Genomic DNA, 20,233 nt, shown 5'->3' on the forward strand with positions numbered 1-20,233 from the left:
TTAACCGCCGGTTGTGCTCATATGCCGACCAACGGATGGTTTGGTGTTCCGACGGTCAATAATAAAATCATGGCCTTTCGGCTTTAAAGTAATGGCATCATCGATCGCTTTATAAAGTGCAGCATTATCATCGTTATGACGCATAGGTGCGCGTAAATCGGCAGCATCTTCTTGACCCAGACACATATAAAGTGTGCCAGTGCAGGTAATGCGAACGCGATTACAGCTTTCGCAGAAATTATGGGTCATCGGCGTGATAAATCCAAGCCTTCCGCCAGTTTCTTCAATTTCCACATAGCGGGCAGGACCACCGGTTTTATAAGGAATATCTTTCAGCGTGAACTGTTCAGATAAACGGGCGCGTATAGTCGATAAAGGCAAATATTGCTCTGTGCGGTCTTCATCAATTTCTCCAAGAGGCATTGTTTCAATCAATGTCAGATCATGGCCTTCACCATGTGCCCAGCGCATCATCTCTACGATTTCATGTTCATTATCGCCTTTGAGGGCAACGGCGTTGATTTTGACAGCGATTCCAGCTTTTGTTGCAGCCTTAATGCCGTCGAGTACCTGATTTAAGTCACCACGTCGTGTGATGCGTTTGAATTTCTCTGCATCGAGGGTATCGAGAGACACATTGACGCGCCTAATCCCTAGATCTGCCATTTCGTCTGCATGTTTTGGCAATTGTGAACCGTTGGTTGTCAATGTTAACTCTTCCAAGTCACCACTGTCCAAATGCCGAGACAAAGTGCGTATTAACGTCATGATTCCCTTGCGAACAAGTGGTTCGCCACCGGTTAAACGCAGTTTTTTAACGCCTTTATCAATGAAAGCTGTGCACAAACGATCGATCTCTTCCAGACTCAAAACTTCACGTTTGGGCAGGAAGGTCATGTCCTCTGACATACAATAAGTACATCTAAAATCGCAGCGATCTGTGACCGACACCCGCAAATAAGTGATTGCGCGCTGATACGGGTCTATCAGTTCAGGCGTGTCAGGATTGGTTGAACGCAATGGAATAGTCATTGGTTCTGGGGTAGGGCCTTCATGGCGTGGGCGTTTCTCGGGTGAAATTATTGTAGCCAAATCAAACCTCCTGAACCGCTCTCTCCCAGCGGACACTTTACTATAGAACAAGCTTATTAGCACTTATTCCGTAAATCAAAGACTTTGTTGCAAAGGAATGAAAATGTAGCACTTCTTGAGACAGCGAGATATATTTTTTGAGAATGGGCGTTCATCATTAGGGATGATAGCGAAATTTTCAATCCAACACTTGCGCCACCATTCGCTTTGACGTACCTAGCGCGTGCGATTGCCAATAAGAGGGCCTCATGGCGGAGTGGTTACGCAGCGGATTGCAAATCCGTCTACCCCGGTTCGAGTCCGGGTGAGGCCTCCAATCGCACTTTAATTTGGTCTTATAATGCTTGTTTTTACGATAAGCATGCGTCACAATATGAGCTCAGTAATTTAAGCGGTAAAGTGCAACGAGGATTGCAATTATGATTGATTTCCAACAAGCGCGACGTCAAATGGTTGATTGCCAAATTAGACCTAATGATATCACGGATCTTGATATTATTGATGCTTTCAGTGCGGTGCCACGAGAGGCATTTGTTCCGCAAAACAAAAAAGAGATAGCCTATATTGATAAGGATCTCATGATCTCAGCCGGTGATTCACCCAGTGAAGAACGTTTTTTAATGCAGGCAACACCATTTGCTAAATTGGTCAAAGCCGCAGCTATTAAACCAAGTGATCTTGTTTTGTGCGTTGCCTGCGGTTGTGGTTATGGTGCTGCGATTATTGCAAAACTAGCTGACAGTGTTGTTGCAATTGACGAAAATCAAAGTCTTGTGGATCATGCAAGCGACACCGCAAATGAATTGGGTATTGATAATCTTGCCATTATTCGTGGTGATCTGGAAAAAGGGTGCCCGAGCGAAGCGCCATTTGATGTGATTTTCATTGAAGGCGCGATTATTGCGCAACCAGAATCACTGTTTGGGCAATTGCGCGATGGCGGCCGTTTGGTGACGGTTATGGGTGAAGGGCTTTCATCTGAAGTCTGTCTTTATTTAAAACAAGGGAGCGATATATCGCTAATAAAAAGCGGTAATGTCTCCGTCCCGCGCCTAGCGGCATTTAATATTAATAAAAAATTCATATTTTGAGTTGTCGAATTCAGCGAATCCTTTATTCATTGATAAATCTTGAAATGGTTTGATTCTATCAACCATATTTTTTTGTATTGCGTATCTGTAAATCGAAGATTTCATTAAGTCTCCAATCGGGAGGCCGATGTTTGCTGATTGTTCATTCAGGAGATCACTTGAATGAGGAGCGGAGTTCTATTAAAAATGGGTTCAAAACAGTATTTGTTTATAGCTATTTTGTTAGCCATAGTTAGCTTTACTCCTTTCGATGTATCGGCTGAGAGCTTGCATAGTGCGCTAACGTCTGCTTATTCAAATAACCCAACCCTAAATGCTGCGCGTGCGGCTCAACGTGCGCAAAATGAAAATGTTTCACAAGCGCTAGCCGGTCGCCGTCCAACAATAAATGCAACCACGTCACTTGGTGGCCAAAGTTCGTCAAGTTCACTGACTGGTGGTTTTGGCGAGGGTGATTTCAGTGATGATGTAATAACGAGCAATTCAGCTGTGACTATTACTCAAAACCTATTCAATGGGTTTCAGATAACCAATAATGTGAAATCTGCCCAAGCTGGTGTCAAAGCAGGATTTGAGAATCTCCGTAATACAGAACAAAATACCTTGCAATCAGCTGTTACAGCTTATGTTGATGTTTTGCGCGACCGTAAAGTTTTGAATCTGCAAGTGCGTAATACGCAATTTTCTCGTGAGCAATTGCGTGCTTCAGAGGCTCTTGCTGAAGTGGGTGAGGGAACGCGCACTGATGTTGCTTTGGCGCAGGCAAACCTCGCAGATTCTCTGTCAGACCTAGCAGCGGCAAAATCGACATTGCGTAGCAGCGAAGCAACATATGACCAAATTATTGGAAAGAGGCCAGGCAAACTATCTTCACCGACAGAGGCAACCCGTTTCTTACCTAAATCTCTTAAGGCAGCATTATCTATTGCAAGAAAAAATCATCCCCTCATTAAGGCTGCGCAATACAATGTAGATGCGGGTCAGTTTAATGTTAAAGTATCTGAGGGCACACTCCTGCCTTCTGTTACACTAGATGCAAATTATCAGCATGCCTTACAGCGTGGCACGACTGTTAGCGATAGCAACACAAGTACGGTCACGGCCAATGTGAGCATCCCAATTTATCAAGGTGGTGCGAGATTTTCAAATATTCGTCAAGCAAAAGAAACAGTTAGCCAACTTCGAATTCAAGTTGATGAAGCTCACAGGCAAATAGACCAAGCTGTCCATGCATCATATGCACAGCTTCAATCCGCACGGTCGCAAACACGTTCTGCCAAGACAAATGTTAGTGCATCCCAAATTGCGCTGAATGGACTTGTCGAAGAACGAAAAGTTGGAGAAGCAACAACACTTGATGTTTTGAATGCTCAATCTAACTTGATCACCGCGCAAGTGGCACTTGCAAACGCAAGAAGAGATACAATCGTCGCCTCTTACAGCCTTCTGTCTTCTATTGGGGATCTGACAGGAGATCGTATCGATATCGCTAAGGGAACTAATGTTGTCTCAACTGAGATCCACTACAAAAAAGTGCGCGATAAATGGTTTGGTCTGCGCACGACCTCCGGTAATTAGAGCTAATTTAACCACAAAGTTGATTTATCTGCGGATAAGCCATTGTTAGCACTGTTCTGATTCATGCTAAACTGCAAATAAGTTAGAGTGGATGTGTGCGAATCAGTATAAAAATATACTCGCAATAGTATTAGTTGGAGAGAGAGATGGCGTCTGCTAAGGCAGCTTCAGAACCGTCAATGGAGGAAATTCTTTCCTCTATTAGACAGATTATTGCTGACGAGGATGCTCCAGAGGCGGAGGCTGAGGAAGTGAAAGATCAGGCTGCTATTGATGATGTTTTTGACACTGTCGACGCTGGTGGTGATGCCGGTGAAGAAATGTCTACAGACGATGTAGATGCATTATTTGATGCACCGTCAGGCGCGCCAGAAGAAGAAAATGATCAAGCAGCAATTGATGCGGCGTTCGATAATATTGACACTGGTGCTGATGAAGAGATGTCGACTGATGATGTTGACGCCATGTTTGATGCGCCTGATGTAGATGACGACGCAGACGCAGACGAAGATGTGCTTGCGTTGTCGGCAGATCAAACATTAGAGGCGATAAGCGCCGATGATGATATTTCCTTCGACATGGAAGATGACGATGTGCCAGAAGCGCCGATCGCAGCGGCAGTTGCGCCAGCGCCAACAGCTCCATCACCCGCATTGGAAGCTGACGCATCTCTTTTGTCAAACGACGCCGCTGGCGCAGTTATGGCATCTTTAGGTGCTTTGAACTCTAATATGACTTTGTCTTCTGCCAATACGGTCGAAGACCTTATGAAGTCGATGATGAGGCCTATGCTTAAGCAATGGCTTGATGAGAATTTGCCAGAAACAGTAGAGCGTCTCGTTCAAGCTGAAATCGAACGGATGCGAAATCAATAGATTGATTTTCAAAAGGTGGATGGTGACAGTTGACATGAGACGCGCCTTCCTCTTTACACGGGTTCAATCTTTATCTGGCTTGATTTGGAACCCATAAATGCTCGACAAGACATATGACGCCTTAAGCGTTGAACCTCGCATCTATGAAAATTGGGAAAAAGCAGAGGCTTTTAAGGCTGGTGTTAAGGCAGCTGACGGTGCTGATCCTTATTGCATTGTCATACCACCCCCCAATGTCACTGGCTCGCTTCATATGGGCCATGCGCTGAACAACACGCTGCAAGACATGCTGGTGCGTTTTGAACGCATGCGCGGGCGTGATGTTTTATGGCAAGCGGGCACAGACCACGCGGGCATTGCAACGCAAATGGTGGTTGAGCGGCAATTGGCTGAAAACCAAGAACCAAGCCGCCGCGACATGGGCCGTGACAAGTTCCTTGAGCGCGTATGGCAATGGAAAGAAGAATCCGGCGGCACGATTATTGGTCAGTTAAAACGCCTTGGCGCGTCATGCGATTGGTCGCGTGAACGCTTCACAATGGACGAAGGCTTGTCAGCCGCTGTTTTGGAAGTCTTTGTGACGCTTTATAATGATGGTTTGATTTATAAGGACAAACGTCTGGTCAATTGGGATCCGAAGTTTGAAACGGCTATTTCAGATCTTGAAGTTGAAAACATCGAGGTTGATGGTCATTTCTGGCACTTCAAATATCCGCTAGCAAATGGCGAGACCTACGAATATATCGAGAAGGACGAGGAGGGCACTGTTACCCTTCGCGAGACCCGCGATTATATCTCGATTGCGACAACACGCCCTGAGACTATGTTGGGTGATGGCGCGGTTGCGGTTCATCCATCAGATGAGCGCTATACACCGATTGTTGGAAAGCAAGTGCATTTGCCGCTTTGCGAGCGCACAATCCCTATTATCACTGATGAGTATCCAGACCCGGATTTTGGTTCCGGTGCGGTGAAAATTACCGGCGCGCATGACTTCAACGACTATCAGGTCGCGCGGCGTAATGAAATTCCGCTTTATTCGCTAATGGATAGCAAAGCGAATATGCGTGCAGATAACCGCGATAATAATCTCGTGCCTAAAAAATACCGTGGTATGACCCGCGAAGAAGCACGAAAAGCCGTGGTTGCCGATATCGATGCGGCAGGCCTCTTGATTATGGTTGAAGACAAAAAGGTCATGCAGCCCTTTGGCGATCGCTCCAAGGTGGTGATTGAACCATTTTTGACCAACCAGTGGTACGTGGATGCTAAAACCTTAGCCCAGCCCGCCATCGCATCGGTCAAGGAAGGCCGCACGAAATTTGTGCCCGAAACATGGGATAAAACCTATTTTCAATGGCTAGAGAATATCGAACCATGGTGTATTTCGCGCCAGCTTTGGTGGGGGCACCGTATTCCTGTTTGGTATGGCCCCAATGTAGACAGTAGCGGTCGTGAAAATCCTAAAGCTCCTTACAAAATGTTTGTGGCAAAATCAGAAGAAGCTGCATTGGATGAAGCCCGGTTGTACTACGGGGACACAGTAACAATCGAAGTGGATCAGGACAACGAATATCTTAGTGTAAGTGCTCTTGGAGAAGAAGATCCTCACAGTGGAAAATTAATTATTAATCATGTCATTTTGTCGCGTGATCCCGACGTGCTCGACACATGGTTCTCCTCAGGTCTATGGCCATTTTCCACGCTTGGCTGGCCCGAAAAGACACCGGAGCTTGATAAATATTATCAGACTGATGTGCTGGTAACGGGTTTTGACATTATCTTCTTCTGGGTTGCCAGAATGATGATGATGGGCCTTCATTTCATGAAGGAAGAACCATTTCACACGATTTATATTCATGCCCTCGTTCGCGATGAAAAAGGTGCGAAGATGTCTAAATCCAAGGGCAATGTTATTGATCCATTGGAATTGATTGAAGAATATTCCGCCGATGCTCTGCGCTTCACGCTGGCTGCTATGGCGGCGCAGGGGCGGGACATTAAGCTCTCAACCGACCGCGTTGCGGGCTATCGTAATTTCACGACAAAACTCTGGAATGCCGCGCGTTTTGCCGAGATGAATGAATGTAAGCGTGTGGAAGGATTTGATCCGGCGAACACGAAACTGCAATTAAACCGCTGGATTTTGACTGAACTTTCAAACAGCACAAGCGCCATTACCAAAGAGTTGGAAGCCTATCGTTTCAATGAAGCGGCGGCCTCTGCCTATCGTTTCGTTTGGAATACATTTTGTGACTGGCATTTGGAATTGGCGAAACCTGTTTTCAACGGTGATGATGAGGCCGCGAAAACTGAAACACGCGCCACAACAGCCTATGTGCTCGATAAAATCCTAGTGCTTTTGCATCCCTTCATGCCGTTCATCACCGAAGAACTATGGGAGCGCACAGGCGAGGTGGGGCCAGCACGTGATGGCTTCTTGATGCATTCAAGCTGGCCAGATGTGGGTGTTCAAGATGCGGCCGCCGCTGACGATATCAATTGGTTGATTGAACTTGTGCAGGCGATCCGTTCTGCACGCGCAGAGACCAATGTTCCAGCTGGCGCGAAAACCGACCTTATTTTGGTCAATGCCAGTGACGAAGACGGCGAACGCATGCAGCGTAATGCCGCAGCGCTCAAGCGGCTTGCCCGTGTTGAGGCAATGTCTGTGGCCGATCAGGCACCAAAATCATCAGCGCAGATCGTTGTTGGCAAGATTACGGCCTGCCTGCCGCTTGAAGGCGTGATCGACTTTGATGCCGAGCGCGCTCGCCTGCAAAAAGATGCAGATAAATGTTCTGATGAAATTGGCAAGATAGAGAAAAAACTCGCCAATGAAGCCTTTGTATCAAAAGCGCCCGAAGCCGTTGTTGCTGAACAGCGCCAGCGTTTGATTGATTTGCGTGAGAAGCTTGTAAAAATCGATGAAGGTATGAAGCGTCTTGGTTAATCGTTAAACCAGATTTCTCCATTTAAACGCTCATTTTTATCAAAAAATGTGACCCATCTGCAACAGGTGTGATTCATTCTGCACGTTGAGACGATTTCAGGTGAAATCTTGCCTCGTTTTGGGCACATTCTGCACGGAAAAAAATTTCTATACTAATGGGTGCAAGTTTTAGCGTTGCCCGTGGAGATAATAATTTAATGACGACAACGATCATCGATAAAGACAAACTACCAAGCCGTCACGTCAGTGTTGGTCCGCAGCGCGCGCCGCATCGCTCTTTTTATTATGCAATGGGCATGACAGGCGAGCAGATTAAACAACCATTCGTTGGCGTAGCAACATGCTGGAATGAGTCAGCACCTTGTAATATTGCTTTGCAACGTCAAGCCAAGGCTGTGAAGCACGGTGTTGCAAGCGCCAAGGGTTCTCCGCGTGAGTTTACGACCATTACCGTGACAGACGGCATTGCAATGGGCCATGAAGGCATGAAGTCGTCACTAGTGTCGCGTGATGTTATTACTGACTCTGTAGAGCTCGCTATGCGCGGTCATTGTTATGATGCGCTTGTTGGGCTGGCTGGCTGTGATAAGTCGCTGCCCGGCATGATGATGGCAATGGTGCGCCTTAATGTTCCTTCTGTCTTCATCTATGGCGGTTCAATCCTGCCTGGTACATTCAAAGGCAAAGAAGTAACAGTTCAAGATGTTTTTGAAGCTGTGGGCATGCATTCGGTCGGCAAAATGTCTGAGGCAGATTTGACAGAACTGGAGCAGGTTGCTTGTCCATCTGCTGGTGCTTGTGGAGCGCAATTTACTGCTAACACCATGGCAACTGTATCTGAGGCTATTGGTCTAGCGCTGCCTTATTCAGCTGGTGCGCCAGCCCCATATGAATTCCGTGATCAATTCTGTGTCGCAGCCGGCGAGAAGGTGATGGAACTCATCAAGCTTAATATTCGCCCCCGGGATATTGTGACCCGTGAAGCACTAGAAAATGCAGCGACCGTTGTCGCAGCTTCCGGTGGCTCCACGAATGCGGCGCTTCATTTGCCTGCGATTGCCAATGAAATCGGTATCGATTTTGATCTTTTCGATGTGGCCGAAGTATTTAAGCGCACGCCTTATATTGCTGATTTGAAGCCGGGTGGGAAATATGTCGCGAAGGACATGTTTGAAGTGGGCGGTATTCCGTTATTGATGAAGACGCTTTTGGATTCTGGATATATGCACGGTGATTGTATGACCGTGACAGGACGCACGATTGCTGAGAACATGGAATCCGTGAAATGGAATGATGAGCAGGATGTTGTTTATTCTGCCAAAACGCCGATTACAGAAACCGGCGGCGTTGTCGGCTTAAAAGGTAATCTGGCACCTGAAGGGGCGATTGTGAAGGTCGCTGGCATGACTGATCTCACATTTACGGGGCCTGCACGTTGTTTTGAAAATGAAGAAGCTGCCTTTGAAGCCGTCACAAAAGAGCAATATAAAGAAGGCGATGTTTTCGTGATCCGTTATGAAGGCCCCAAAGGGGGGCCGGGTATGCGTGAGATGCTCTCAACAACGGCAGCACTTTATGGTCAAGGCATGGGCGAAAAAGTCGCGCTCATCACAGATGGCCGCTTCTCAGGTGCAACACGCGGCTTTTGTATTGGTCATGTTGGTCCTGAAGCACAGGTGGGTGGACCTATTGGATTGTTAAAGGATGGTGACATTATTGAAATTGATGCCATCAAAGGGACACTAAATGTTCAACTTTCTGATGTAGAATTAGAAGAACGTAAGAAAAACTGGGCACCTCGAGTAACTGAATTCGGCTCAGGTGTTCTTTGGAAATATGCTCAAACAGTGGGTTCTGCTGTTAATGGCGCCGTAACCCACCCTGGTGGAAAAAGTGAAGTGAAGGTCTATGCCGATATTTAAAAACATTCACAGTTTTAAAAGGCAATTGGTTTCACACCTGTTTATCGCAGGGCTTGTTGCTGTGGCTGTTGCAGATAATCGTGCATATGCGCAAGAAGTCGCCGACCTTGGTTTGCCTTCTGACCCGTTTGAAGTTCTTGATCTTCAATCTAATTGCGAAAATAGAGTGAACTTGAATTCAAGTCTACCGAATGTGAGCGCTGATGATTCTTTGAAGCGTCTGGAATATGCCGCCGAAGAGGGTAATGAAGTGGCAATGTGGAAGTTGGGCAGGATTTACTCTTCGTGCCAACAAGATAAACAAAGTCATCTACGTGCCTTTGAAATGTTTAGCCGCGTGGTCAGGTCACAGGTTGATCTTACCCCTTATTCCAGCAAGGCGCCGTTCACGGCAAACGCCTTTGTTTCTCTCGGCCAGTATTACAGAAGCGGCATTCCAGATTCGCCCATTCAAAAGAATGAAGATAGGGCCTGGGGTATGTTTTTGACAGCCGCCACATATTACGGCGACCCAAATGCACAATATGCATTGTTTGAAATGTGTGATGCAGCGGCTTTGGAAAAATGTTCAAACGTCCAAGCTGGGCGCTGGTTGAAGAAATCAGCTTTGAATGGTGATGTTAGCGGCCAAGCCCGCTTTGGCTATCGTCAATTTGAAGGCATCAAAGGTTTAAAGCAAGACAAAGTTGAAGGCCTGAAATGGCTCACAGTCGCACGTCAGCGTGCTCATCCAGCACGCCATGAATGGGTTCAAGAGCTTCACGAAAGAGCCTTTTCTGTCGCCTCTTCAAAAGAGCGCGAAAAGGCACAGAAACGTGCACAAAAATGGATAGATAATTATTGCAAAAATGATATTAGCTGTTGAATCTCAGCTCAGTTTTTTGAAGTCAATTCTCGCAACGTTTTGAATTCGTTCCTTTTGGTTATGCTCATTGAGCCCAACAGGACAAAGTTTACCGGTAAATTTCCACGCTGTGTTGTTGAGCACAAATTCACATCGCGCTTCGCGTAATCCTTCATTCGTTTTAATGCAGGTATAATCGCCCACTTCCACCAATTCACTTTTTGCCGTTCTGTAATGGCTGACGATAGCTCACCAATGTGCTCTCCTCATGCGCCCGAATGGGGTTCAATCGTTTCATGAGTAAGCGTTCTCTGTGGCTGATGTGAAAGAGCGCAAAAAAGCTCTTGGCACAGCACAAAAGTGGATGGATGCCTATTGCAAGACAAAAATAGATTGCTAGCTGTCTAACGGTTTTTAGAAGGGCTGCTCCACGTAATTTCAACCTGACTATATTGAAATAAAGATATTGTGTTCCTGTCAAAACTTTGAATTAGTATAAATTAGTATAAATTAGTATAAAAGGTCTTTTATTTTATTGAGACTATCATGTGACCTGAAATTTTGGAGCTTGAATGACCCAGACCGAGAAGGCCAAACAAGGGGCGATTGGTTTTATGATCTGCACCAGGCAGCGGCCCTTGATGCTCAAGAACTGCCTTTTATCGGTTATCGAACAGATAGAATCCTCAGACCATGATGATTTCATTATCATTATTGAAAATGATAGTGAAAACCATTGTGAGAATATAGTTGCAAAACTGTGCGAAAAGTTTCCTGATATTCCGATGCATTATCTATTGGAAACCAATATCGGTATATCATTTGCGCGCCAAACAGGTCTTAATTTTTGTTTATCAAAAGAGGCAGAATGGGCGGCTTTCATCGATGATGATGAAACCTTGGAAGAAGGCTGGTTGGAAGCAATGCGCCGGGCCACCTTAGAGATGGATTGCGAAGTGTTGACCGGGCCTGTTCGATATATCTACCCTGATGAAATCCCTGTGTTTCTGAAAAGGCCTGTTATGGAGACTATTCCCAGAGGCGATAGTCTAGAGAAGGCAGCAACCAACAACACACTCTTGCAAGTAGCTTGGTATTCAAAACACCAAAAAGAATTACAGTTTGACCCTTTTTTTAGGTATACGGGAGGCGAGGATACGGATTTTTTCTATGCGCTAACGGACCTAGGTGGGAAGATCCAATGGGTTGATGATGCCATTGTGAGAGAAGATGTGCCGAAAGAGCGTTTGGAAATGGTCTGGCAATTAGAGCGCCGCCGCAGGGTATGGTCAACCTTGGTAATAGTTTCGAAAAAAAGAAATAAGCTATTCGAGCTTATCTCTCGTTATGGTCTAAGATCTTTAAGGCGTTTCATGCGTGGAACGATATACGTTTTGTTGTCTTATCCATTGTCCATCGTGACCCCAAAAAAAGCCATGCGGATGAAATATAAAGCCAAAAGAAATATGATGGAGGTTTTAGGTTTTTGGGATGCCTTATTTGGAACACAAGTTGAGCCCTACCGCAACATTACAGGATCATAATCTATGCGCTGTTAAGCTGCTTTGTGCCTCTTAGCGAGCTCATCATAATCAATCCATATAGGTACATGATCCGATGGCTTTTCCCAGCCGCGAGTGTGTTTATCGATGGCGCAACCGATGAGGTTTGGCGCGGCCTCTGGCGACATCAAAAGATGGTCAATGCGAATGCCATTGTTTTTTGGCCAAGCACCGGCTTGATAATCCCAAAATGTATAGGTTTCCGCCTCATCCGTGACGGAACGAAGCGCCTCAGTCAGCCCGAGATTTAAAAGCGCTTTATAAGCACTATCGGTTTCAGGACGAAACAGAGCGTCACCTTGCCATGCATCAGGGGCGTGGCAATCTTTTGGCTCAGGTATAACATTATAATCGCCGGCCAAAATGAAAGGCTCTTCCAGTTTTAAACGTGCCTCGGTCCATGCCTGAAGGCGCGCCATCCAGTTTAGCTTATAGGGGTACTTTTCGCTTTCCACCGGATTGCCATTTGGCAAATAGAGCGATGAGACGCTCAAAGGACCATTGGGCAGAGAAAATACACCTTCAATAAAACGAGCCTGTTCGTCACTATCATCGCCCGGCAGGCGACGGTTTACTTCTTCAAAAGGTAATTTGGACAGGAGCGCCACGCCGTTAAACCCTTTTTGGCCATGGGTTTCCACATTATAACCCAGCGTCTCCAAGCGTTCACGTGGAAAGCCTTCGTCTTGGCTTTTGATTTCCTGCAAGCAGGCGATATCAGGCTCTGCCTCTTTGAGCCATGCTTCAAGAGCCTCAATACGAGCTTTGACGCCGTTGATATTCCACGTTGCTATTTTCATTGATGTGCCTAGATCGTGAAGCTTGTGCCGCATCCGCACGAGGCAGTGGCGTTTGGATTGCGGATTTGGAACGATTGACCGATGACATCATCCACAAAATCTATTTCGGAGCCTTCAAGAAACGGGACGGATACATCATCGATAAACACAACAGCATCATCACGTTCTAAAACAAGGTCATTGTCTTGGCGTTCTTTGTCCAGATCATATTTATATGAAAAGCCAGAACAGCCGCCACCTTCTACGCTGATGCGTAGCGCGGTTCCTTGAGTTTCCTCACTGAGAATAGTAGCAATTCGTTTAGCAGCACTGGCACTTAATGTGATATTGGATGATGGTGATGATGATGGTTCTGGCACGAGAATCTCTATATGGTTCAAATTTAGATTACGCTGTTCTTAACTTGATAGTTAGGGACAACAATAAGCAGTGTCAAATAGCATTTGCGATAATCTGCTCGATACGGTGATCAAAGATTGCGTTGATGAATGAGAATGATAGAGGCTGAGCTTGAATAATAGCGGTGTTCCTTTCGAGACAGTTGGCTTTGGGGGCGAATATCGCGCATCCTATGCCTGTGATCCTCAAAACAGCCGTGGACGATTAATTTCTGAACCTGCCAGTCCAACACGTACTCCTTCACAGCGCGACCGCGACCGCGTGGTTCATTCAACTGCTTTTCGGCGTTTGAAACATAAAACCCAAGTGTTTATTTATCATGAGGGTGATCATTTTCGTACTCGATTAACTCACACGATAGAAGTGGCGCAAGTGGCGCGATCTATTGCACGGGCTTTACGGGTGGATGAAGACTTAGCGGAAGCCTTGGCCTTAGCGCACGATTTAGGTCACACACCCTTTGGTCATGCGGGTGAAGATGCCTTGGCTCGATCTATGGTGGATTACGATGGATTTGAACATAATGCACAAACCCTGCGCATTGTTACAGCGCTAGAGAAACGCTATGCGACCTTTGACGGGTTGAATCTTTCTTGGGAAACGCTTGAAGGTATTGTGAAACACAATGGCCCGTTGCTCAATGCGAGTGGCGCAAGCATTGGCAAATATGCAGACGATGGATTACCGCACGCCATTCAAGTTTATTCTAAAAGCCATGATTTAATGCTGAATACATATGCCAGTATTGAAGCTCAATCAGCCGCGATTGCTGATGACATCGCCTATGATGCTCATGATATTGATGATGGATTGCGGGAAGGTGTTTTTACGCTTGATGATTTGAGCGATGTGCCTCTTGTGGGTGATATCTTGAAAGAGGTTAGGGAGCTTTATCCCAAACTGGATAAAACACGCACCACCCATGAACTCGTCCGCCGCCTGATAACGCGCTTAATTGAAGATGTTATTATGACCACGCAATCCAATCTTGCTGCTCTTCAGCCAACTTCGGCGGATGATGTGCGCCGTGCGGGTAGGGTGATGGTTGCTTTTTCAAAAGATATGATACTGGCTGAGCGGGCCATTAAATCCTTTTTGTTTGAGCATATGTATCGCACACCCAAGGTGCTGGCAGTGCGGGATAATGCGGAGATTATTGTCGGCAATCTATTCGACCGTTATCTCAATGACCCAACGCTTATGGCAAATGAGTGGGGTGAGCCGTTGTCGGACTTAGATGTCTTGCCACGTTTGGTTTGTGACTATGTGGCCGGTATGACAGACCGTTTTGCACTTCAAGAGCATCACCGGCTATTTGACGTTACGCCAGATTTAAGTTAGGCGCGGGCGAGGGTTTTTCTGTTGTCAAGCTTCGTGCCTTGCAATGATAAAGCCATAATAAGACATAAGGACTTTCGATGAACATATTCAGCCTGTTTCAAGAGAGAGTAGTCGTTGCTGCTCATGCATTGTCAATTGACGGTGTTGATTGGGCGAATGTAGATTTTTCCCGCGTTGTGGTTGAACCGCCACGTGATGCAGCCCACGGCGATCTTGCAACAAATGTTGCGATGGTTCTGGCTAAACCTCTTGGGCTAAAACCACGCGATTTAGCAGAACAGCTTGCAGAACAATTACGGTTAGATGGTGATGTGGCTGAGGTATCGGTTGCGGGGCCTGGTTTTGTGAATATTCGCCTTAACCCAAGTTTTTGGGTGGCGCATTTAGCTGAGATTTTGAAAGCGGGTCAAAAATATGGTGCGAACTATGTGGAGACACCGCGCAAGGTAAACGTAGAATATGTGTCAGCCAATCCAACAGGTCCAATGCATGTGGGCCATTGTCGTGGTGCGGTTGTTGGTGATGTGATTGCCAATTTACTTAGCTTCGCGGGACATGATGTCACCAAAGAATATTATATCAATGATGCTGGCGTGCAGATTGATGTTTTGTCGCGCTCGGTTCATTTGCGTTACCGTGAGGCACTGGGCGAAAATATTGGCGAGATTCCTGAAGGCCTTTATCCGGGAGATTATCTCAAGCCGATTGCAGCAAAACTGGCTGAAGAACACGGCGAAGCACTCAAAAATATGTCGGAAGCTGAGTGGCTGCCGATTATTCGCGATGCGGCTATTGATGCCATGATGGAATTGATCCGCGAAGATTTGGCTCAGCTTAATGTGCGCCATGACGCTTTCTTCTCCGAGCGCACGCTTCATGCGGCAAGACCACAAGGCTCAAGCTTGATTGACGAAACATTGGCAAGCCTTGCGTCGCGCGATCTTATTTATGTGGGAACGTTACCGCCGCCAAAAGGACAATTACCCGAAGATTGGGAAGATCGTCCACAGACTTTATTACGAGCCACAGATTTTGGTGATGATATAGATCGTCCACTCAAAAAATCCGATGGCGACTACACTTATTTTGCCGCTGATGTTGCTTATTTCCGCGATAAATATGAGCGCGGTTTTCAAGACATGTTGTATATTTTGGGTGCTGACCACGGTGGTTACGTCAAACGCCTTGGTGCGGTGGCGAAGGCGATTGCTGGTGATGAGGCCAAGCTTTCAGTCCTTTTGTGTCAGTTGGTCAAGCTGATGCGAGAGGGTGAGCCGGTTAAAATGTCCAAACGATCTGGCAACCTCGTCACATTGCGCGATGTGGTGGAAGAGGTGGGCCGCGACGCGGTGCGTTTTATGATGCTTTATCGAAAGAGTGACGCGCCGCTTGACTTCGATTTTGCAAAAGTGACTGAGCAATCAAAGGATAATCCGGTATTTTATGTGCAATATGCCCATGCGCGAGCGCATTCTGTATTTAAGATGGCCGAGGAACGCGCAGGGATAGTTAGTAAGGATTGGGACGCAATCAGTCTTGAGGGCCTCAATCGTCTTGAACACAAATCCGAGGTTGCTCTTATACAAAAAATGGCAGCCTTTCCAAGAATTTTGGAAACGGCGGTTGATTCTAAAGAGCCGCACAGAATCGCCTTTTATTTATATGAACTTGCCAGTAGCTTCCATAGTCATTGGAACATTGGAAAAGATCAGCCAGACTTACGATTTATTAATGACAATGACAGAGAATTAACCTGTGCAAGACTGGCGATGGTTTCTGCTGTGAGTAATGTTATTGCGGCAGGGCTTTCCATAATGGGTGTTTCTGCTCCTCAGGAAATGCGCTAGTTTTTGCTTTTCGAATGTTTTTGCATTAGTTTTGTGAAGGCCAGTTGAGAAATATTCAGGAATAGGCATGTCAGAACAGTCATCTAAAGATGCTAATGCGCCAATCGATGAAAGCGTCAAAGAAGACCCATTGGCAGAATTGGCGCGTATTGTAAGTGCAGGTAGTGTATTTGGTGAAATCTCCGATCCGTCTGAGAATAAACCTATAGATTTGGGGTCGCCTTTTCAGGCTGACATTGCTTCTGAACAACCGAGTAACCCGGTTGATGCAGCCTCTCTTGTCGGTGATGTCAAAGAAGTTGAATTGCCTGACTTTATGTCCTCATCGGTGCAAGATGATCCCAAAGCCGAAGCGCCGCCAAACGAGCTGGAGGCGGAGCTTGGAATTCAGCTAGAAGAAGAATTGTTTAATGAACTTCAGCGTGATCCAGAGATTGCGCTCTCAAACACCGCTAGTGAAGAAGTTAATCTAGATGATATTGTGAATGAAATTGCTCCTTCACCACTGAATACTGTTGGTGCAGATGAGGTGAGCTCCATTGCTAAGCCTGAAGAATTGGCCGGATCGCAACCAGCTATGGAAAACCCAAGTATTGCTTCTGTTGCAACAACAGAAGCACTGAATACTGCGACCATAACAGACGAACTTACTAAGGATGTTCCGCAACCGAATGCGATAGAAGAAGCTTATAATCTCGATAGTTTTTTTGATGCTGAATTTGCCTCTGTAACACAGGGTGCTACACCTTCATCAGGCGGGCTTATAGATGGTGCTCCAGTAGATTCATCAGTTAGCGTTTCTGTTGATGCCTTCAAAGGAGTGGGAGGCGATATTGATCCATTGGATGAGATCAATCTTGATTCTGAAAATGAGCATTTTTCATATGACTTAGAGGATGAAGCACACTCTAACCGCGGTAGGTCATTATTGGCTGTGGCAGCGGTTTTGCTGATTGCTGTCATTGGCGGCAGTGCTGCATATTATGCTTTTGGTATAGGTGGAAACGGTGATTCAGATATTGTCGTTGCTGCCAGCGATGAACCAGTGCGCGTCAAGCCAACTGATCCAGGTGGTAAGACTATCCCTAACCAAGATAGAACGGTTTATGAGGCCATATCAGGTTCAGAAAAAAATCAAGATACCACAGGTGATTTAGTTGATAGTTCTGAAAGTTTAATTGTTGGGGTGGGTGATGATGTAGAAAAATCAACGCCGCGCGTTGTCTTGCCTGGCTTATCAAGTGATGCGCCTATCTCTTCAACAACACCGCCTAAAGGGCCGCGGAGTGTCCGTACTGTCGTCATTCGTCCTGATGGCTCTATCGTGCCAGAAACAAAAACACCGAAGACCACTACTGTTGCACTAAATACGCCGACTCCAGATACCGCGACACCAGATACCGCGACACCAGAAACGGCCCCACCAACGTCTATCGTTGCGCCTGATCAGGATAATTTAATCCCGCGCGTTGTTGAAACAGAAGAAGTATCGCAACCTATTGAATCAAATGAGCCTGCAGCCACTTTTTCTCCTCAAGATTTTGCGCCCACTCCACCGATTCCACGGGTAAAAAGAATAACGACTGCACGTGTGCAAAACACACAGCCTGCACCAAGGGCAACGACGCCCACAGCGTCTAACGAGCCGATCGCACTTAGACCATCGAGCCAGACACAGCGTGCCAGTTCACCAGCGGCAAGCGCACCACAGACAAGCTCAAGCGGTGGTTTTGTTGTGCAACTGTCTTCTCAAAGATCAGCAGATCAGGCCCGCACGGCTTTCAGAGGCTTGCAGAGACGTTTCTCTGTGCTTTCATCATATTCACCCATTGTAAAACGCGCTGACCTTGGGGCTCGGGGTATTTTTCATAGGCTGCAAGTTGGAAAATTCAATTCGCGAAGTGAGGCGATCTCGCTATGTGAGAATTTAAAAGCAGCTGGTGGTGATTGTATTGTGAGCCGAAGCTAAGTGTTTATTGACGTAACAAACGGATTAAAGACTTAAATGACTTCTCAAAAAGCCTTCATATGTGGCTGCGCCGGTCTCACGTTGAGCGCAGATGAAAAAGTATTTTTGGGTGAGCAAAAGCCATGGGGCTTTATTCTTTTCAAACGGAATTGCGAAAGTAAGCAACAAATACTTGAATTGACAGCAGCTCTGCGTGATGCAGCAGATGCGCCACAAGCTCCTGTATTCATCGACCAAGAAGGCGGGCGCGTGCAACGCCTTGGTCCACCTATTTGGCCCAAATATCCAACTGGGCAAGCATTTGCCGACCTTTATGCAATTCAACCAGAATTTGGAGAACGCGCCGTATGGTTGGCGGCCCGTTTAATCGCGCATGATTTGATTGAAGTGGGCGTGGATGCTGATTGCTTGCCTGTGCTTGATGTGCCCGTACCTGGCGCTCATGATGTGATTGGTGATCGAGCCTATGGGCGCGATCCTAACCTTATTGCTCATTTGGGTGCTTTAGCCGCATCTGGATTACTCTCTGGTGGTGTTTTGCCGGTAATCAAGCATATTCCTGGACATGGACGCGCAGGAGCAGATAGTCACCATGAGCTGCCCGTGGTCGATGCTTCGCGCGCCGATTTGGAGGCGATAGACTTTCACCCATTCAAGAAACTCAATCATTTGCCTATGGCGATGACAGCACATGTTGTCTACACAGCGCTTGATGAGACTGCACCCTGTTCCACGTCGAAGACGGTGATTCGCGATGTAATTCGTGAATTAATCGGTTTTCAGGGGCTTTTGATGTCTGATGATGTGTCAATGAATGCACTTCATGGGGAAATCGGCACCAGAGTTGAGGCATGCTTTGCCGCAGGCTGTGATTTTGTGCTTCACTGCAACGGCAAATTAGATGAAATGCGTAGCGTTGCAGAAAAAACACCAGCGATTGAGGGAATGGCCCTTGAGCGAGCTATTAAAGCACTGGATGAGAGAAAAAAACCTGAAGCCTTCGATGTCGTTGCAGGACATGAAGAACTTAAGGCACTGATCTCAAAGCTGTGAGCTATCGCCATCATGATTTGCTGAAATAGGTGAATTTATGGCTGATGAAAATATCAATTGGGAAGAGGATGTTCGTCCCGATCTTTTGACTGAAAAACCGTCCAGTGATGCTCTTGTCATTGATGTCGATGGTTTTGAGGGGCCGCTTGATTTATTGTTATCTCTTGCGCGCACGCAAAAAGTCGATCTTTCTAAAATTTCAATTTTAATGCTTGCTGAGCAATATCTCACTTTTATTGATAAAGTGCGCGATATGCGGCTTGAGCTTGCCGCTGATTATCTTGTAATGGCGGCGTGGCTTGCCTTTTTAAAATCCAAGCTACTTCTTCCTGTTCCAGAAGATGAAGAAGAAGAAAGTGGCGAAGAACTCGCGCAAATTCTAGCTTTTCGCCTCAAAAGGCTTGAAGCAATGCGCAATGCAGCTGCGTCTTTAATGAACGGCAATCGTTTGGGGCAAGATGTCTTTGCAAGAGGCGCTCCTGAAGCCGTTGAAGTGATCAAAAAAAGCACATTTACTGCGACGCTTTATGATCTTTTGACGGCCTATGCCGCACAGCGTCAGCGACAATCAGTTTCTATCGTTCATATAACCAAGCGCAAGGTTTGGTCGCTGCAAGAGGCACGAGAAACGCTACAACGTCTCATCGGTACGACCAAAGAATGGGCGTGTCTTGATGACTATTTGATAAAGTATCTAGTGGAACCTGAGCAACGCGCCTCTGTTTTGGCCAGCAGTTTTTCTGCGAGTCTTGAGCTTGTGCGTGAAGGCGCATTACAATTGCGTCAATCCGAAGCCTTCGCGCCTCTTTATCTAAGATCAAAAGAGACGAGTGATGAGAATAAGGCTAGCGAAGCACAAGGAGAACGTGATGTCTGATAAAGACCAAGAGACAGATAACGGAGAAAC

General features: G+C 46.4%; 15 protein-coding genes and 1 tRNA gene. 13 read left to right on the plus strand and 3 right to left on the minus strand.

Features of this window, described 5'->3' with window-relative positions:
- Entirely contained in the window at positions 1-1,032 is a 1,032-nt protein-coding gene (gene moaA / locus ABJ081_09595; protein ID MEP6356926.1) for a GTP 3',8-cyclase MoaA, read from the minus strand.
- 302 nt (positions 1,033-1,334) lie between these two features.
- On the opposite strand from moaA, the gene ABJ081_09600 reads away from it, so the two are divergent.
- The 8 genes from ABJ081_09600 to ABJ081_09635 all read left to right on the plus strand — a co-directional run bounded on the left by ABJ081_09600 (position 1,335) and on the right by ABJ081_09635 (position 11,899).
- A tRNA-Cys gene (locus tag ABJ081_09600) sits at positions 1,335-1,408 on the plus strand.
- Between the two features lie 103 nt (positions 1,409-1,511).
- A complete protein-coding gene (locus ABJ081_09605) occupies positions 1,512-2,183 on the plus strand; it encodes a protein-L-isoaspartate O-methyltransferase (GenBank protein ID MEP6356927.1) in 672 nt (223 codons plus the stop codon).
- 162 nt (positions 2,184-2,345) lie between these two features.
- Positions 2,346-3,761: a TolC family outer membrane protein gene (locus ABJ081_09610; protein ID MEP6356928.1), complete on the plus strand. Its 1,416-nt coding sequence runs from the start codon at positions 2,346-2,348 to the stop codon at positions 3,759-3,761.
- A 146-nt stretch (positions 3,762-3,907) separates the two neighbouring features.
- The gene (locus ABJ081_09615; GenBank protein ID MEP6356929.1) at positions 3,908-4,636 is read left to right on the plus strand and encodes a DUF2497 domain-containing protein; all 729 of its coding nucleotides are present in this window, start codon (positions 3,908-3,910) and stop codon (positions 4,634-4,636) included.
- A gap of 97 nt (positions 4,637-4,733) precedes the next feature.
- Positions 4,734-7,589, plus strand: coding sequence for a valine--tRNA ligase (locus tag ABJ081_09620; protein ID MEP6356930.1), 2,856 nt, complete (start codon positions 4,734-4,736; stop codon positions 7,587-7,589).
- 197 nt (positions 7,590-7,786) lie between these two features.
- Positions 7,787-9,511 carry a dihydroxy-acid dehydratase gene (gene ilvD / locus ABJ081_09625; GenBank protein MEP6356931.1) on the plus strand — a complete coding sequence of 575 codons (1,725 nt, stop codon included), beginning with the start codon at positions 7,787-7,789 and terminating at the stop codon, positions 9,509-9,511.
- The gene (locus tag ABJ081_09630) at positions 9,498-10,376 is read left to right on the plus strand and encodes a sel1 repeat family protein (protein ID MEP6356932.1); all 879 of its coding nucleotides are present in this window, start codon (positions 9,498-9,500) and stop codon (positions 10,374-10,376) included. Before ilvD ends, ABJ081_09630 begins: the two co-directional genes overlap by 14 nt.
- 551 nt (positions 10,377-10,927) lie before the next feature.
- Positions 10,928-11,899, plus strand: coding sequence for a glycosyltransferase (locus tag ABJ081_09635; GenBank protein ID MEP6356933.1), 972 nt, complete (start codon positions 10,928-10,930; stop codon positions 11,897-11,899).
- An 11-nt stretch (positions 11,900-11,910) separates the two neighbouring features.
- Here ABJ081_09635 and xth read toward each other — a convergent pair whose 3' ends face one another.
- Positions 11,911-12,717 (minus strand): exodeoxyribonuclease III, encoded by an 807-nt coding sequence (gene xth / locus ABJ081_09640; protein MEP6356934.1) that lies wholly within the window; start codon positions 12,715-12,717, stop codon positions 11,911-11,913.
- An 8-nt stretch (positions 12,718-12,725) separates the two neighbouring features.
- Positions 12,726-13,076, minus strand: coding sequence for an iron-sulfur cluster assembly accessory protein (locus ABJ081_09645; GenBank protein MEP6356935.1), 351 nt, complete (start codon positions 13,074-13,076; stop codon positions 12,726-12,728).
- 151 nt (positions 13,077-13,227) lie between these two features.
- Between ABJ081_09645 and ABJ081_09650 the strand changes: the two genes are divergently transcribed.
- The 5 genes from ABJ081_09650 to ABJ081_09670 all read left to right on the plus strand — a co-directional run bounded on the left by ABJ081_09650 (position 13,228) and on the right by ABJ081_09670 (position 20,203).
- Positions 13,228-14,457 carry a deoxyguanosinetriphosphate triphosphohydrolase gene (locus tag ABJ081_09650; GenBank protein MEP6356936.1) on the plus strand — a complete coding sequence of 410 codons (1,230 nt, stop codon included), beginning with the start codon at positions 13,228-13,230 and terminating at the stop codon, positions 14,455-14,457.
- Between the two features lie 77 nt (positions 14,458-14,534).
- Entirely contained in the window at positions 14,535-16,304 is a 1,770-nt protein-coding gene (locus tag ABJ081_09655) for an arginine--tRNA ligase (protein ID MEP6356937.1), read from the plus strand.
- Positions 16,305-16,371: 67 nt separating this feature from the next.
- Positions 16,372-18,273, plus strand: a complete 1,902-nt coding sequence (locus ABJ081_09660) for an SPOR domain-containing protein (GenBank protein ID MEP6356938.1) — start codon at positions 16,372-16,374, stop codon at positions 18,271-18,273.
- Between the two features lie 36 nt (positions 18,274-18,309).
- The gene (nagZ, locus tag ABJ081_09665) at positions 18,310-19,326 is read left to right on the plus strand and encodes a beta-N-acetylhexosaminidase (GenBank protein ID MEP6356939.1); all 1,017 of its coding nucleotides are present in this window, start codon (positions 18,310-18,312) and stop codon (positions 19,324-19,326) included.
- A 37-nt stretch (positions 19,327-19,363) separates the two neighbouring features.
- Positions 19,364-20,203 carry a ScpA family protein gene (locus ABJ081_09670; protein ID MEP6356940.1) on the plus strand — a complete coding sequence of 280 codons (840 nt, stop codon included), beginning with the start codon at positions 19,364-19,366 and terminating at the stop codon, positions 20,201-20,203.
- Positions 20,204-20,233 lie beyond the last annotated feature (30 nt).

The sequence above is a fragment of the Hyphomicrobiales bacterium genome (genome assembly GCA_039989895.1).
Lineage (GTDB): Bacteria > Pseudomonadota > Alphaproteobacteria > Rhizobiales > JACESI01 > JACESI01.